The following is a 15717-nucleotide window of genomic DNA, read 5'->3' on the forward strand; positions in this document are numbered from 1 at the left end:
AGTCACGCCCTGTACACAGCGGCGCGCATTACTTAGGGAGAAGGACTGTGGAAGCAAGCTCGCCATTTACTTTTGCACTTATCGGCTTGGCCGTAGGGTTCGTCATCGGCTTGATATGCTATCGGCTCTTTAGCAAAGGTGCGCGAGACGTCGCTTCACTCAAGCAGACACTGCTTGAACGTGAACACCAGATCGCCGACTTGAAGAAAAACATGAGCAGCCACCTCACGGGCATACAGCAGCGCCTTGAGAACATTCGCCATGAGGCTGATCACCTCGAACAGCACATCGAAGACGAGGCCAAGCAGTGGAAATTACCCAGCGTCAAAACGCCTTCTGAGCCCACTGCGATGCCAGACAGCGACTCAAGCGTTGCCATGCCAAGAGATTACGCCGCTGGCAAAAACGGTACGCTATCGGAAGATTTCGGCTTGAAAGAGAGCAAAGCAACCGACGTCGACTCTCCTCAGCCGCCACGCTACTAACCTATTCATGAGCGCACTTTTGCGTAACTCAGACGCGACCAGGGCAACGTGTCAGTATCACCCTGGTCTGCACCTGTGCGACAGCTGAAGCCTTTCGCTAGGCGGGATTATCAATGTCGACGAAGCGATGCTCAACATCGAACTCACTGGCCAGCCACTCGCCGAGCGCCTGCACACCGTAGCGCTCGGTCGCGTGATGGCCTGCTGCCAAGTAATGAATTCCCATTTCACGCGCTAAATGGGTCGTCCGTTCAGAGACCTCTCCTGAAACGAACACCTGCGCACCGGCCTCATAGGCTTCCGTAATCATGTCTTGCGCACCACCGGTACACCATGCGACTCGCTCGATTGGCTTCTGACACGGCGCCTCGACCAGCAGCGGCTCGCGGGCGAGAACACCCGCTACTTGGCGGGCCAACTCGCCAATTGATTGTGGAACCACCAACCGGCCCGACCAGAGCAGCCCCTCTCCCAACTCACCGTCTAGGCATCCCTCGACTTTCCAGCCCATTCGCTTGGCCAACTGCGCGTTATTGCCCATCTCTGTATGAGCATCAAGCGGCAAATGGTAAGCCAGCAAGCTGATATCGTTGGCCAGCAACGTTTTGATCCGACGCTGCTTCATACCGGTGATGGCAACAGGCTCGTTCTTCCAGAAATAGCCATGATGAACGAGCACCATATCGGCCTGCCATGCGACGGCCTCGTCGAGCAGCGCTTGGCAGGCCGTTACCCCCGACATGACGCGACGCACTTGCTCTCGTCCCTCGATTTGCAGGCCATTGACCGTGAAATCTTTGAATTGAGCAGAGCGTAACTGGTGGTCACAGGCAGCGACCAGTTGATCACGATGATTCACGTTCCCTCCTTTTCACAATTAAGTACAGCCCCGTGAGGCGCAGCGTCATTCGGTGTTACCATAGCGCCATTGTAAAACTCGCTTTACGTTATCGCGAACCTCGCGACCGTTTAGACTGCCACACGCTGAGGAACTTTCGCATGCACCGTTCAGTGCTGCCTTATCTCTGGCCCGTACTTACGGGGCTTCTGTTAGCGGCCGTTATCCTGCTCGCCTTTCCTGAGCAGCTACCCAACCCGTTCCGCCACACGCCCCCCGTATCGGAGGCTCCGCCTGCTAACGCCGAGACTCCGCCCGCATTGGTGCCCACCACTAGCAGTGAATCAAGCGCGAATCGCCCGGCACCTGATATCAGGCAAGCGGCTCCGCTGACCCGACATCAAGGCCCAGCCAGTTACTCCAATGCCGTCAACCAAGCCGCTCCCGCCGTGGTGAACATCTACTCCTCACGCATCGTCGAGCGCGATCAACATCCGCTGATGTCTGATCCGTTCTTCAACCAGTTTTTTAGCGGGGACGATGCCACGACCCACCAGCGTATGCTGTCGAGCCTCGGATCGGGCGTCATCGTTAGCAACGATGGCTATGTACTGACCAACCATCACGTCATCAACGGCGCCGACCAAATCCAGGTCGCGCTTCGCGACGGTCGCGAAACCCTGGCAGAGGTCATCGGCACCGATCCAGAGAGCGATTTGGCCGTGCTGCGGATCGGACTAGAAGACTTGCCGGTCATCGAGCTTGCTGACTCGGAGGAAGTCGCCGTCGGCGATGTGGCGCTGGCCATTGGCAACCCCTTTGGCGTGGGGCAGACCGTCACCATGGGCATCATCAGCGCCACTGGACGAAGCCATTTGGGTCTGAACGCTTACGAAGACTTCATTCAGACCGATGCAGCCATTAACCCCGGTAATTCGGGCGGGGCACTGGTCAATCCAGAGGGCGCTCTGGTGGGTATCAATACCGCCATTTTCTCTCGCTCCGGGGGCTCTCAGGGAATTGGTTTTGCGATTCCCGCCAACCTCGCACACAGCATATTGGATGAGTTGGTGACGCGCGGAAGAGTCATTCGGGGATGGCTGGGCATCGAGGCCCAAGCGCTTTCGCGCGAGCTGGCCGCGTCGTTTGGGTTGCGTACGCCCCAGGGCGTCATCGTCGCAGGCGTGGTGAGTGGCGGACCTGCCGCCCAGGCAGGCTTACAGCCAGGCGACGTACTGCTCTCCATCGATGGACAGGTCATTCTGGATGCTAGGGCGACCATGAGCGATATCGCGTCGATCCCACCAGGGACGTCGCTGCCGCTGACGATCGTACGCGGCGGCGAACGCATGGAAATGACCGTTGAGGTAGGCGAGCGTCCCGTGCCGACCAATGCCACATCGGCCGACCGGCAGAGCGGCTCCTAGCACCGCCCTGCCCGACCGAACTGCTCATCGATTGCGAATGCGATACTCCGCTGAACGGGCATGAGCCGTAAGGTATTCGCCACGCGCCAGTACGGAGGCCACCTTACCCAGCTCGGATGCCCCTTCAGGTGAGCAATGGATGATCGAGGAGCGCTTCTGAAAGTCGTACACGCCTAGCGGGGAGGAGAACCGCGCAGTTCCCGACGTCGGCAGGACGTGGTTCGGGCCTGCACAGTAGTCGCCCAACGCTTCTGACGTGTGTCGCCCCATGAAGATCGCCCCTGCATGGCGAATATCATCCAGCCATGCGCCGGGCTCGGCCACTGACAGCTCGAGATGCTCTGGCGCAATACGATTGATCATCTCGACGGCTTCTGCCTGATCGCGACACAGAATCAATGCACCGCGGCGATTCAGCGACGCGCGTGCAATTGGCTCCCGCTCTAGCGTCGGCAGCAATCGTTCGATGGAACTCGCCACAGCATCCAAATGCTCGGCGTCCCAGCTCACGAGAATGGCTTGCGCATCTTCATCATGCTCTGCCTGAGAAAAGAGATCCATGGCGATCCAATCCGGGTCGGTTTTCCCGTCCGACACCACCATGATTTCCGAAGGCCCCGCAATCATATCGATACCGACCTGCCCAAATACGGCCCGTTTAGCCGTGGCGACGTAGATGTTACCCGGCCCCACGATCTTATCGACACGTGGAACGCTTTGTGTCCCGTAAGCCAGCGCGGCGACGGCTTGAGCGCCGCCAATGGTGAACACGTAGTCCACGCCCGCCAGATGCGCTGCCGCTAATACTAGATCATTCAACACGCCATCGGGCGTAGGTACCACCATGACGATTTCACGCACGCCCGCCACGTGGGCAGGGATGGCATTCATCAATACGGAGGACGGATAGGCAGCCTTCCCACCCGGCACATAAATACCGGCCCGATCGAGCGGCGTGACTTTCTGGCCGAGCACCGTCCCGTCAGCCTCTTCGTATTGCCAGGAGGTCGGTTTTTGCCGCTCGTGGTAGCGCTTGATGCGCTCGGCGGCCGTCGCTAGCGCATCCCGTTGCTCGGCAGGCAATCCGTCATACGCTTTTTTTAACTGGTCAGGCGTGAGGCATAGCTGCTCCATGGCGTCGACGGACAAACGGTCAAAACGATTCGTTGCCTCGATGACCGCCTGATCGCCACGCTGTTTGACGTCTGCCAAGATTTCGTCAACACGAGCCTGCACCGCTTTATCAGACACGCCCTCCCAATCCAACAGCGCATCTAGGCGCTGATGAAAAGCCGCATCACGGGTCGATAGGCGGGCAATGGTGGCTGTGGTTGTATCGCTCATGATGAACCTCTTGTCATTCAATAGGCTGCGCCTGACGCGATTTTACGGCGCTTTCCAGACGCGCTAGCAGCGGCTTGATACGGTCGTGCTTCATGGTCATAGCGGCTTTGTTGACCACCAAACGCGTGCTGATGTGGGCAATGAGCTCGCGCGGCTCCATACCATTGGCGCGCAGCGTGTTACCGGTATCGACGATATCGACGATCTCATCGGCCAAATTCATCAGCGGTGCGAGCTCCATGGCACCATAAAGCTTGATGACTTCTGCTTGGATACCCTGCTCTGCGTAGTAGCGACGTGCCACGTTGACGAATTTGGTCGCTACACGGCGTCGCGCTTTGGCGGGCGGCTGCCCCGTCACGCCTGCCGTCATCAGCTTGCACCGCGCAATATCCAGGTCGAGCGGCTCGTAAAGTCCTTCCGCGCCGTGCTCCAGCAGCACGTCTTTACCGGCGATACCTACATCCGCCGCGCCTAGCTGCACGTAGGTTGGCACGTCAGTGGCACGAATAATCACCAGTTTGACGTCCGGCAAGTTGGTATCGAACAAAAGCTTGCGGCTTTTACTCAGATCCTCGGCAGGTGTAATGCCCGCATCTGCCAGTAGCGGAAGGGTTTCTTCCAAGATACGCCCTTTCGAAAGGGCCAAAATCAGTTGCTTACTCATGGTCAAAGGCCAGTGTTGTCCGCGTGGCTTAGCCGGGGATACGGCGAATCTTCGCCCCCAGCAGCTGTAATTTTTCCTCGATACACTCATAGCCGCGATCGATGTGATAGATCCGATCGACCAGGGTTTCCCCTTCGGCCATCATGGCAGCAATGACGAGAGACGCTGACGCACGAAGATCCGTCGCCATGACGGGAGCGCCCGAGAGTTTATCAACGCCATTGATCAACGCGGCGTTACCCTCCAGGACGATGTTGGCGCCCATGCGGTTCAGCTCTTGAACATGCATGAAGCGATTCTCGAAGATGGTCTCCACGACCCTTGAATGCCCCTCGGCAACGGCATTCATAGCAACGAACTGGGCCTGCATGTCAGTAGGAAATGCGGGATACGGCGCCGTACGAATATTGACGGCCTTCGGGCGTTTACCGTGCATATCCAATGATATCCAATCGTCGCCACTCTCGATCGTCGCGCCCGCCTCTTCCAATTTGGCAAGCACGGCCTCCAAGATATCGGCTCGCGTACGCTTCACTTTGACGCGCCCACCCGTCATGGCGGCGGCCACTAAAAACGTGCCGGTCTCGATACGATCGGGCATGACATCGTGCTCACAGCCATGCAGCGACGCAACACCGTCGATGACGATGGTGTCGGTGCCGTGACCTCGAATCTGCGCGCCCATTTTGATCAGGCACTCGGCGAGATCGACGACCTCGGGCTCTCGGGCGGCGTTCTCGAGAACGGTCCGCCCGTCTGCCAGGGTCGCTGCCATCAGCAGGTTTTCCGTGCCGGTCACGGTCACGGTGTCGAAAAAGATCGTAGCGCCTTTTAAACGCCCATCAACACGGGCACGGATATAGCCTGCTTCGACATGGATCTCCGCCCCCATGGCCTCCAGGCCACGCAGGTGCAGATCCACCGGGCGCGAACCAATGGCGCAACCACCAGGCAGCGACACGTCCGCCTTACCGAAGTGCGCCAGCAGCGGCCCTAACACCAAAATGGAGGCGCGCATTTTTTTCACTAGCTCGTAGGGCGCATGGCACTGGGACACTTGGGAGCCATCAAGCTGAATGCTCAACTTCTCACCCATGACCGGCTCGACGCCCATCCGCCCAAGCAGCTCTAGCGTGGTCGTAATATCTTGAAGATGCGGCAAATTACCGATGACTACCGGCCCATCTGCCAAAAGGCTCGCACATAAAATGGGCAGCGCCGCGTTTTTGGCACCGCTTGCCCACACTTCTCCATCGACCGAGCCATTACCCGTAATAATGAGTTTATCCATGGGGGCGACCGTTACTGAGCGTTTTCCGACGCAGTTTGCCACTGCGTCGGTGTAAACGTTTTGATGCTGATCGCGTGTAGGGCACCCGATGCGATTTCGTCGCTGAGCGCGGCGTAAACGAGCTGCTGGCGCTTAACGGGAGAAAGACCTTCAAAGGCTTCACCAACCGCAATCACCTGAAAATTGCAGCCTTCACCCTGGATGTGAAACTCACACCCATCGATGCGGGATTCAAGCAGTGCTTTTACCTCGTTGGGTTGCATGAGACAGGAAACTCCTTTGGGGTCGTTGAAATAGTGAGTAATGGGCGAACATGATAAAGAAAAGCGGCTCGCTTGGCGATGCCGAGCCGTGCCCACCATAAAGAGAGCAGCCCGGGGGCTGCTCTAGAGATCACGCGATGTCTGCAAAAACGTCTTGTGAAACCAAGGTATCGAGTTCTGCCAAAGACGCCAAACGCTGCAGCGGCGGCGACAGCACGATGGATCGCACCTTGACCTGGAGCGCCTGGCAGGCACGTAGCCACTCAAACAGCACGCTCAGCGCTGCGCTGCTCGCTTTATTGATTTTCGCAAAATCCAGACAGACCTCAGAATGATCGGACTGACGCAGCCACTGAACGCCGCGAGCGGCCACGTCGGCGGCGACACTCATGGTCAAGTCGCCTGCGACCATCAGCGAATCGCCCTGTGCTGACAGCGTCACCTCTGGGCGAGAGAGGAGCGATGTCACGCATCGCCTCCCTGCTCCAGCTCATCGACACCGATTTCAGGCGCCCAACCACGGATGACTGCATCGTAATCGCGGTTATTGTCACGCATGGCTTGATCGAACTGATTACGGAAAGTCAGCCCCAGGTTGATGCCGTTGACGATGACGTTCACTACACGCCACTCACCATCCGACAGACGAAGGCTATAGCTCACTGGGTAGACCTGACCATTGTTTGCCACGACTTCCATATCCACGCTGGCCTGGTCTTCGTAGCGCTGGCCGCGCTGCTGATTCAGCACACGTAGCTCGTTGTAATCAAACGTCACCAACCCACGCGTGTAAGTATCGATCAACGTTTGGCGGAACACGTCGGCAAACCGGCTCCGCTGCTCGGGCGTTGCATTGCGGAAATAGCTACCCATGACGCTAGCGCCGATGTAACGAAAATCCGCCACGTCATCGAGGCTCTCGTCGACCAATGCTTTTAGCTCATCGAGGTTATCGGCATAGTACGCTTTCTTACCATCGAGTTGGCTCATGAAGGATTCGACATTGTCACGAACCACTTCTTCGGGGGACTGCGTTTGCGCTTGCGCCATTAGCGGCGCCAGCATCAGCACAGCAGCCAACGCGAAGCGCTGAATAAAAGCAGAATAAAGGTTGAACATCTTCATGACCTCTTGCAGGAAAAAACCGATGGCAATGAGTGACTGACCATCATCCGTTGCTGACCATATTGGATACGAATTGCTGAATAAGTTCTTCCAACACTAGAGCGGACTGTGTGTCGCGAATCACGTCGCCCTCTTCCAACACCTCTGGCGCTCCGCCAACACTCAACCCAATGTACTGTTCACCCAGTAAGCCAGCCGTCAAGATGGCAGCCGTGGTGTCTTGAGACAGCTGCCCTTCGAGCGCACTATCCAGCGTCATCGTTACACGGGCGTCGTACCACTGAGTATCGAGTTCGATGGCCTCTACTCGGCCTACGGTCACACCCGCCATAGTGACCCGAGCACGCGGCTTCAACCCGCCGATGTTGGCAAAATTGGCCTCCAGGCGGAACGTATCGGAGGGAGCCGACAGCGTTAAGCCGCTGACCCGCAAGCCGAGAAATACCAGCCCGACGATGCCAGCCAACATAAATAGGCCAACACCGAACTCCATGGTTTTGCTGCGTTTCATGACATTACTCCACCCTTAAAGACCGCCGAACATCACGGCAGTTAAAACGAAATCCAATCCAAGCACGGCCAGCGAGGAATATACCACCGTGCGGGTGGTGGCTCGGGAGATCCCTTCGGAAGTCGGCACGAGGTCATAGCCTTGAAACACGGCGATCCAGGTTACGACGAGGGCAAAGACCACGCTTTTGATCATACCGTTACCAACATCGTCGAGAAACGACACGCTGGCCTGCATGTTGCTCCAGTACGAGCCCTCGAACACGCCCAGCCACTCGACACCGACCAAGTAGCCGCCCCAAATGCCCACGACACTGAAGCCCACGGTCAACATCGGTAACGCCACGAAACCCGCCCACAGCCTAGGCGCCACCACACGCCGCAGCGGGTCGACGCCAATCATCTCCATACTAGTGAGCTGCTCGGTGGCTTTCATCAGTCCGATTTCGGCGGTCAAAGCAGACCCGGCTCGCCCCGCAAACAGCAGCGCAGCCACCACAGGGGCAAGCTCACGCAGCAGTGAGAGCGCCACCATTTGGCCCAGCGCCTGTTCGGCACCAAAATCCACCAAAATGGTATATCCCTGTAGCGCCAGCACCATGCCAATGAACAGCCCCGACACGAGGACGATGGCCAGCGACAGCACTCCGACGAAGTGCATTTGGCGCATCCAAAGCGACCACCCTTCCCGTGACGGCACGCCTATCGCCGACTGCGCTAGAAACACCGTCGCGCGCCCCAGCGCCTCGACGACATCGCAGCTTTTTCGCCCCAGACGGGCCACGCGCGACGCATATTGTGTCAATTTGCCCTGCATCTACCCTGCCTTTGTGACTGAATCGTGACCGAAGATATCCCGGTGAAGTGGGTCTGCGGGATAGTGAAACGGCACGGGACCGTCTGGCTTGCCGTGCATGAATTGGTTGACGCGAGGATCCTGGTTCGTTTCCAGCGTGCTGGGGGTCCCGTGAGCAACGACTTGACCATCGGCGATCAAGTAGAGGTAATCCGCGATGCTCAGCGTCTCTTTGATGTCATGCGACACTACCACCGAGGTGAGTGACAGCGCCTGATTGAGCCGTTTGATCAGTTGCACCAGCACGCCCATGGAAATAGGGTCCTGGCCGACGAATGGCTCGTCGTAGAGTATTAGCTCAGGATCGAGTGCCACGGCACGCGCCAACGCCACCCGACGCGCCATCCCACCGGACAGCTCGGCGGGCGTTAGGTGCTTCGCGCCGCGCAGCCCTACCGCCTGAAGCTTCAATAGCACCAGATCGCGAATCATTGCGTCCGGCAGGTCCGTATGAACGCGCAGCGGAAACGCAACGTTTTCAAAAACGTTCAAATCCGAAAACAGGGCACCGCTCTGAAACAGCATGCCCATGCGTTTGCGCAGCGTGAATAGCGCTTTACGTGAGAGCCGATGCACGTCCTGCCCATCGATGAGGATACGTCCACGGTCGGGTGTGAGCTGGCCACCGATGAGCTTCAACAACGTCGTCTTACCGGTACCGCTTGGCCCCATGATGGCCGTCACTTGCCCGCGAGGTATGGTCATGCTGACACCGCGAAAAATCTCGCTCTCACCACGGGAAAAGTAGATGTCTTCGACCTGTATGAAGGGTACATCCGTCATATGATGTTTGACCTTCCTCGTTGATGCCAGAACGCGTCAGTATAAACCGACAAGCCACAGGGCAGTTTAAAAAACAGTGTTTTCGAAATAGTATCGAACATCATGATCCAACGCTACTCTCAACAGCAGCGACGCTAACAGTGAGCGCACCATCGTTCATGCAATGGAGCCCCTCCATACCATCGACGACCTTGTCGTGATTTAGCTAAATAGCGCCGCAAGATGTTATTCTTACCAGCTACCCATTCACATCATGAAAACGAGACATGCCATGGGCCAGCCACTCTCTACACCCAGCCAACTGCGTGAAAGTGCGCTGCGCACGCTGCAAATCGAGCAAGCAGCCATCGGCGGCCTCCAAGCCAAGCTAGACGACCAATTCGACCATGCCTGCCAGCTCATTCTCGCCTGCCAAGGCCGCGTGGTGGTGACCGGCATGGGCAAGTCGGGTCATATTGCAGGCAAACTGGCTGCCACGCTGGCAAGCACCGGCACGCCCGCCTTTTTCGTACACCCAGGTGAAGCCAGCCACGGCGATCTCGGTATGATCACCCGTACCGACGTGGTGTTGGCGCTCTCTAACTCCGGCGAAACAGCTGAAGTCACGGCGCTACTCCCTCTGCTTAAAAGGCTTGGCACCCCGCTGGTGAGCATGACTGGACGTCCAGGCTCTACCCTGGCACGCCACGCCGATGCCCATTTGGACAGCGGCGTCGAGCGCGAAGCCTGCCCGCTGGATCTTGCCCCTACAAGCTCGACCACCGCCGCGCTAGCACTGGGGGACGCCCTTGCCGTGGCCTTGCTTGAAGCACGTGGCTTTACAGCGGAAGATTTTGCGCTCTCTCATCCGGGCGGAAGCCTCGGCAAGCGGCTGCTACTGCGAGTCCGCGATCTCATGCACGACGGCACGCGGCTGCCTCAGGTTGCATTGGGTAGCCCGCTACGCGATGCGCTTTTAGAGATCACACGCCAAGGGCTTGGGTTCACCTGCGTCATCGATAGCGAAGGCCGTTTGGCAGGTGTATATACCGACGGTGACCTGAGACGCACATTGGACCAATTTCATGACTTGCGCGATGTGCGAGTCGACGACGTCATGACGCGCCCAGGCAAACGCATCGGTCCTGACGTGCTAGCAGCCGAAGCGGTACGTATTATGGAAGATAGCCGGATAACCGCGCTGGCCGTCGTCGACGAGCAACAGCGTCCCATCGGCGCGCTACATATGCATGACTTACTGGCCAGCGGTGTGATTTAACTGCGTGATAACGCTTTTTGCCATGGATGTTAAGGAGGCTATATGGCCCTACCCGATGCACTACTCGACCGGCTCCGCCGCGTAAAACTACTTGCGCTAGACGTAGATGGCGTTTTGACGGACGGCCGACTCTACTTTCAAGCCGACGGCATCGAGATCAAAGCGTTTCACACTCAGGATGGGCATGGCTTGAAACTGCTCAAACGCGTTGGCATTCATGTGGCGCTCATCACCGGCCGCGATTCGCCGATGGTCAGCCAGCGCGCTGCGGCACTAGGTATCAGCCATGTGCATCAAGGCTGCGAAGACAAACTCACGACCCTGAGAGCCCTCTGCCAGCGGCTGGATATTACGCTCGAACAAGTCGCTTACTGCGGGGACGACCTGCCAGACTTGGCACCCATCAAGCGCGCAGGCGTTGGCATCACGGTCCCCAATGCACCCGATTATATGCATACCCACGCCGATTGGATCACCGAACGGTTGGGCGGGCACGGCGCGGTGCGTGAAATTTGCGATACGCTGCTCACCTCCCAAGGGCATTGGGATGCCGTACTCGACACCTATCTTCACAGGCACTCATGATGGGCGTAAAGCTCAGAAAACGAGTTTGGGTAACGGCACTGGTCGTCGTCCTGGGCATGCTTTTGGTTTGGCTCGACCCGCGCAGCGCCCAAGAGCGAGATATCGACGAGCAAGCGCGCGCTCAGGAGCCAGGTCATGTATTAGAGAATGCCGAAATCACCCTATTTGGGGAATCGGGGGCGATTCAGCAGTCGCTGGTCACTCCCCGGCTAGTGCATACACCTCAAACGGCCATGACAGATGTCGTGTCGCCACGTGCTACGCTGTTCGATAGCGAACAGCGGGAGTGGTTGGCGACCGCGGATACCGGCACCCTGAATACCGATACTCAGGCCTTGACGCTGCGCGGGTCTGCCCGGCTGCTCGCGCCTGAAGAGGGTTGGCAGCTCGATACACAGCAACTCAACTACGATGGCGTGACCCGCCACGCCTGGAGCACTACGCCCGTGCTGTTGCAGCAGCCCCCTCAGCGTATGGAAGCTTCCCGCATGGACGTTTGGCTGGATGACAGCCAGGTCCGCCTGACCAACAACGTGCGCGGCGTGCATCCGCCGGCCACTCGTACCCCCTAGGAGTCGCGATGAATGCCTCTCTCCGCACCACCCTCTTTGCTTTAACGCTACCGCTGGCGACGGCTGCCATGGCGCAAAGCCAAGCACCCATCGAAGTAGAAGCCGACCGCCTGGACCTCGACCAGCGCGCGGGCACCGCAGTTTACTCAGGTAACGTGGATATTCGTCAAGGCGAAATGCAATTGCGCGGCGAACGCGTCGAGATTCAGCGCAATGATGCAGGGGAACTTTCTCAAGCCATTGCCACGGGTGAGCGTGCCTACTTGCGCAATCGTCTCGACGACCAGGAGACCCCCATGGAAGGTTGGGCGCGGCGCATCATCTATCACGTCGCCGAACGCCGCGTGGAGCTGATCGACCGAGCCGAACTGACCCAGCAAGGCGACCGCTTTCAAGGGGGCCGCCTGGAGTACTTCATCGACCAGGAAGTGGTGCAAGCTCGCTCCGACGTGAACGGTAGCGACAACCAGCGCATTCGCATGACCCTTCAGCCGGAACAATAGGGAGCGCCCACACGTGGCAGCATCAACGTCTGCAGATTCCGCACCTGTCAAAACGCTCTACGCCCACCACCTAGCGAAGAGCTACAAACGCCGCCGCGTCGTCAAGGACATCAACCTGGAAATCGCCCAGGGCAGTGTCGTTGGACTGTTGGGCCCCAATGGAGCCGGTAAAACCACCTCGTTTTACATGATCGTCGGACTGGTCAAATCCGATGCGGGCAATGTGGGTATCGACGATCTGGATTTGACCCACGCGCCCATGCACGAACGCGCCATGGCAGGCATTGGGTATCTTCCCCAAGAGGCCTCGATTTTTCGCAAGCTCTCGGTAGCCGATAACATCATGGCCATCCTCGAGACGCGCAAAACGCTCGATCGCAGTGCCAGAGAAGCTCGCCTGGAGTCACTGCTCGAAGATTTTCATATCACCCATATTCGTGACAACCTAGGCATGAGCCTCTCAGGAGGCGAGCGCCGTCGAGTAGAGATCGCGCGGTCGCTGGCCACCGAGCCCGCGTTCATTCTACTCGACGAACCCTTTGCCGGGGTCGACCCTATTTCGGTCGGCGAAATCAAAACCATTATCCGTGCACTCAAAAAACGCCACATCGGCGTCTTGATCACCGACCACAACGTGCGTGAAACCCTGGATATTTGCGATATCGCCTACATCGTTGGCGATGGCCACATCATCGCCAGTGGGAACGCCCAGGAGATTCTCAATAACCAAAAGGTTCGCGACGTCTATCTGGGCGCTGATTTCCGGCTCTAAACCGAGGCCTGACCAAACTTTTCTTTTAGTGGCATGCTTATTGCACTTGCACGTAGCCATAACTCGCTCTAGGGTGGAGCTTTCTGATTAACGAGTGGTTCTCAGATGGTCATGAAAGCTTCTCTCCAATTGCGTATCGGCACACAGCTGACCATGACACCCCAGCTGCAACAGGCCATTGCCCTGCTGCAGCTCTCTACGCTGGACCTCCGTCAAGAAATTCAGCAAGCGCTTGACGCCAACCCTATGCTCGAGCAAGAGGACGAGTTTGGAGAGCAGGCAGTCAGCGAGCCGCAAGAGGCCGAGTGGTCTGACAGCATTCCCAACGAACTCTCCGTCGACAGCGACTGGTCGGACACCTACCAAGACATGGGCAGTCTGAGCGGTGGTAGCGAAGGACCCGACTTCGAGCGCCAAGCCGCTGGCCAAAGCCTTCATGGCCATTTGCTGTGGCAACTGGCCATGACCGATGTCAGCTCACGGGAATATGCAATTGCGGAGAGCCTGATCGATGCGCTGGACGCCAATGGTTATCTTACCCAGCCGCTCAACGACATTCGTGAAGGGCTCAAAGCACAAGGTCATGACGGCTTGAGCCAACGGGAAGTGGAAAATACCCTACTGCGCTTGCAGCAGTTCGAGCCGACCGGCGTATTCGCTCGCGACCTGCGCGAATGTCTGATGCTTCAACTTGCTGCGTTGCCGGAAGACACCCCGCTATTGATGCCAGCCAAACGGCTGGTACGACAGTTTTTGGAGGCGCTAGGCAAAGACGATATGCGCCTCCTCAAGCGCCGTTTGAGCCTGGACGATGAGCAGTTGGATGACGTCATTCGATTAATTCGCAGCCTCGACCCCCGACCCGGCAGCGCCTACGGCGTGACCGACGATAGCTACATCACTCCCGATCTGGTCGTGCGCCATGACAACGAAGGCTGGCATTTAGAGCTCAACCCGGACGCTCTTCCACGGCTACGCATCCAACCCGACTACGCCAGCTTGATCAAACGCGCCGACAAGAGCCAGGACAACCAGTTCTTGAAAGAGCACCTTCAAGAAGCGCGCTGGCTGATCAAAAGCCTCTCTAGCCGCAATGACACCTTGCTGCGCGTGGGGCGTGAAATCATCGCTCGCCAAATTGGCTTTCTAGAGCACGGCGAAGAGGCCATGAAGCCGCTGATCTTGGCCGACATCGCCGAAGCCGTAGAGATGCATGAGTCGACCATTTCCCGCGTGACGACACAGAAGTTCATTCATACACCGCGTGGCGTGTTCGAGTTGAAATACTTTTTCTCCAGTCAAGTCAGTGGCCAAGACGGCGGCGACAGCCACTCGAGCACGGCCATTCGCGCACGTATCAAAAAGCTCATTCAAGAGGAGCCCTCAGGCAAACCGCTCTCCGATAGTCGCTTGGTGACGCTTCTCGAAGAGGGCGGAATAAGCGTGGCACGACGTACCGTCGCGAAATATCGCGAGTCGATGGGCATTCCCTCTTCGAGCGAGCGCCGCCGTTTACGCTAGTTAAACGCTTGGTCGTGACAAACTCACCGCAAGGGCTTTGCAATAGCGTAAAAAGGGTTACAATCGAAGTACAGCCCGATGGATAAGGAGCACGTCAATGCAAGTAAACATCACTGGTCATCACGTTGAACTGACTGACGCCTTGCGTGACTACGTTAACGAAAAGCTGGAACGCGTCGAACGACACTACGACAATATCACCACGGTACAAGTGACCTTATCTGTCGAAAAGGAGCGCCAGCAGGCAGCGTGCACGCTACATGCCGCCGGTGCTGACCTTCATGCCGAGGCACTCGATAACGATATGTATGCCGCCATCGATGCCCTTGCGGACAAAATCGATCGTCAACTCGTCAAACACAAGGAAAAAGCACAAGCTCGCGCTCAAGGCGCAGGCGTGCGTTAACTCAATGACGTTGGAAACCATTCTCCCCCCGGAGCGCGTGCTTTATGACGTACCCGGGGGCAGCAAAAAGCGGGTGCTGGAGTTTTTCAGCACCTTTATCGCCCAAAACACGCCCAGCCTTGACAGCCAAGAAGTGTTCAGTCGTTTGATTGGGCGCGAGCGTCTTGGCAGCACGGGGATTGGCAACGGTGTTGCCATTCCCCACGCAAGAAGCCCGCACTGCAGTGCCCCCATTGCTGGCTTTTTGAAACTGGCGGAACCCGTCGATTTCGATGCCATCGATGGGGACCCGGTCGATCTCGTGTTCGTTTTGCTGGTGCCTGAAGAAGCCGATGACACGCACCTTGCTTTGCTCGGACAAGTCGCGACGATCATGAACGACGCCGATACTCGCCAACAGCTGCGCAAAGCAGGCAGTCAAAAAGAACTGTTGACGCTGATAACGGCCAAGATACGCGAACAGGCTGCGTAACAGATCTACTCCTTCAATTTGTCTTTACTTCTTACGCTC

The 15717-nt window shown here is 57.6% G+C and carries 20 protein-coding genes; 10 read left to right on the top strand and 10 right to left on the bottom strand.

Annotated features, from left to right (window positions below; all coding sequences use genetic code 11):
* The first annotated feature begins 47 nt into the window (after nt 1-47).
* Nucleotides 48-485 (top strand): DUF1043 family protein, encoded by a 438-nt coding sequence (locus tag MHM37_RS01905; protein WP_239295617.1) that lies wholly within the window; start codon nt 48-50, stop codon nt 483-485.
* A gap of 97 nt (nt 486-582) precedes the next feature.
* Here the strand turns inward: MHM37_RS01905 and MHM37_RS01910 are convergent, their stop codons facing one another.
* Nucleotides 583-1344, bottom strand: a complete 762-nt coding sequence (locus MHM37_RS01910; RefSeq protein ID WP_153842871.1) for a Nif3-like dinuclear metal center hexameric protein — start codon at nt 1342-1344, stop codon at nt 583-585.
* A 140-nt stretch (nt 1345-1484) separates the two neighbouring features.
* Here MHM37_RS01910 and MHM37_RS01915 point away from each other — a divergent pair, with 140 nt between their 5' ends.
* Complete coding sequence (locus tag MHM37_RS01915) at nt 1485-2750, top strand: Do family serine endopeptidase (protein ID WP_139527174.1); 1266 nt, start codon at nt 1485-1487, stop codon at nt 2748-2750.
* A 24-nt stretch (nt 2751-2774) separates the two neighbouring features.
* On the opposite strand, the gene hisD is transcribed toward MHM37_RS01915, so the two are convergent.
* The 9 genes from hisD to MHM37_RS01960 form a co-directional block, all read right to left on the bottom strand.
* Nucleotides 2775-4094: a histidinol dehydrogenase gene (gene hisD / locus MHM37_RS01920; RefSeq protein WP_239295616.1), complete on the bottom strand. Its 1320-nt coding sequence runs from the start codon at nt 4092-4094 to the stop codon at nt 2775-2777.
* 13 nt (nt 4095-4107) lie between these two features.
* Nucleotides 4108-4761, bottom strand: a complete 654-nt coding sequence (hisG, locus tag MHM37_RS01925; protein WP_139527172.1) for an ATP phosphoribosyltransferase — start codon at nt 4759-4761, stop codon at nt 4108-4110.
* Nucleotides 4762-4789: 28 nt separating this feature from the next.
* A complete protein-coding gene (gene murA / locus MHM37_RS01930) occupies nt 4790-6052 on the bottom strand; it encodes a UDP-N-acetylglucosamine 1-carboxyvinyltransferase (protein WP_139527171.1) in 1263 nt (420 codons plus the stop codon).
* Nucleotides 6053-6063: 11 nt separating this feature from the next.
* Complete coding sequence (locus MHM37_RS01935) at nt 6064-6315, bottom strand: BolA family protein (protein ID WP_139527170.1); 252 nt, start codon at nt 6313-6315, stop codon at nt 6064-6066.
* Between the two features lie 130 nt (nt 6316-6445).
* Nucleotides 6446-6784 carry an STAS domain-containing protein gene (locus MHM37_RS01940; protein ID WP_239295615.1) on the bottom strand — a complete coding sequence of 113 codons (339 nt, stop codon included), beginning with the start codon at nt 6782-6784 and terminating at the stop codon, nt 6446-6448.
* The gene (locus MHM37_RS01945; RefSeq protein WP_139527168.1) at nt 6781-7440 is read right to left on the bottom strand and encodes an ABC transporter substrate-binding protein; all 660 of its coding nucleotides are present in this window, start codon (nt 7438-7440) and stop codon (nt 6781-6783) included. Before MHM37_RS01945 ends, MHM37_RS01940 begins: the two co-directional genes overlap by 4 nt.
* 43 nt (nt 7441-7483) lie before the next feature.
* Nucleotides 7484-7951 carry an outer membrane lipid asymmetry maintenance protein MlaD gene (gene mlaD / locus MHM37_RS01950; protein WP_139527167.1) on the bottom strand — a complete coding sequence of 156 codons (468 nt, stop codon included), beginning with the start codon at nt 7949-7951 and terminating at the stop codon, nt 7484-7486.
* Between the two features lie 15 nt (nt 7952-7966).
* Nucleotides 7967-8767 carry a lipid asymmetry maintenance ABC transporter permease subunit MlaE gene (mlaE, locus tag MHM37_RS01955; protein ID WP_139527166.1) on the bottom strand — a complete coding sequence of 267 codons (801 nt, stop codon included), beginning with the start codon at nt 8765-8767 and terminating at the stop codon, nt 7967-7969.
* Entirely contained in the window at nt 8768-9589 is an 822-nt protein-coding gene (locus tag MHM37_RS01960; protein WP_239295614.1) for an ATP-binding cassette domain-containing protein, read from the bottom strand.
* Nucleotides 9590-9860: 271 nt separating this feature from the next.
* Between MHM37_RS01960 and MHM37_RS01965 the strand changes: the two genes are divergently transcribed.
* From MHM37_RS01965 to ptsN, 8 genes are all read left to right on the top strand, one after another.
* Nucleotides 9861-10847, top strand: a complete 987-nt coding sequence (locus tag MHM37_RS01965; RefSeq protein ID WP_139527164.1) for a KpsF/GutQ family sugar-phosphate isomerase — start codon at nt 9861-9863, stop codon at nt 10845-10847.
* 42 nt (nt 10848-10889) lie between these two features.
* Complete coding sequence (locus MHM37_RS01970; RefSeq protein WP_139527163.1) at nt 10890-11432, top strand: HAD hydrolase family protein; 543 nt, start codon at nt 10890-10892, stop codon at nt 11430-11432.
* On the top strand, nt 11432-12004 hold the full coding sequence (gene lptC, locus MHM37_RS01975) for an LPS export ABC transporter periplasmic protein LptC (protein WP_139527162.1): 573 nt from the start codon (nt 11432-11434) through the stop codon (nt 12002-12004). Before MHM37_RS01970 ends, lptC begins: the two co-directional genes overlap by 1 nt.
* A gap of 8 nt (nt 12005-12012) precedes the next feature.
* Entirely contained in the window at nt 12013-12507 is a 495-nt protein-coding gene (gene lptA, locus MHM37_RS01980; RefSeq protein WP_239295613.1) for a lipopolysaccharide transport periplasmic protein LptA, read from the top strand.
* A 13-nt stretch (nt 12508-12520) separates the two neighbouring features.
* Entirely contained in the window at nt 12521-13279 is a 759-nt protein-coding gene (gene lptB / locus MHM37_RS01985) for an LPS export ABC transporter ATP-binding protein (protein WP_139527160.1), read from the top strand.
* A 105-nt stretch (nt 13280-13384) separates the two neighbouring features.
* Nucleotides 13385-14800 carry an RNA polymerase factor sigma-54 gene (locus MHM37_RS01990; protein WP_139527159.1) on the top strand — a complete coding sequence of 472 codons (1416 nt, stop codon included), beginning with the start codon at nt 13385-13387 and terminating at the stop codon, nt 14798-14800.
* A gap of 97 nt (nt 14801-14897) precedes the next feature.
* Nucleotides 14898-15206: a ribosome-associated translation inhibitor RaiA gene (gene raiA, locus MHM37_RS01995; protein ID WP_027335376.1), complete on the top strand. Its 309-nt coding sequence runs from the start codon at nt 14898-14900 to the stop codon at nt 15204-15206.
* A 4-nt stretch (nt 15207-15210) separates the two neighbouring features.
* Nucleotides 15211-15678, top strand: coding sequence for a PTS IIA-like nitrogen regulatory protein PtsN (gene ptsN, locus MHM37_RS02000; protein WP_139527158.1), 468 nt, complete (start codon nt 15211-15213; stop codon nt 15676-15678).
* Nucleotides 15679-15717 lie beyond the last annotated feature (39 nt).

This window comes from Halomonas sp. MMH1-48, assembly GCF_022348105.1.
GTDB lineage: Bacteria > Pseudomonadota > Gammaproteobacteria > Pseudomonadales > Halomonadaceae > Vreelandella > Vreelandella piezotolerans.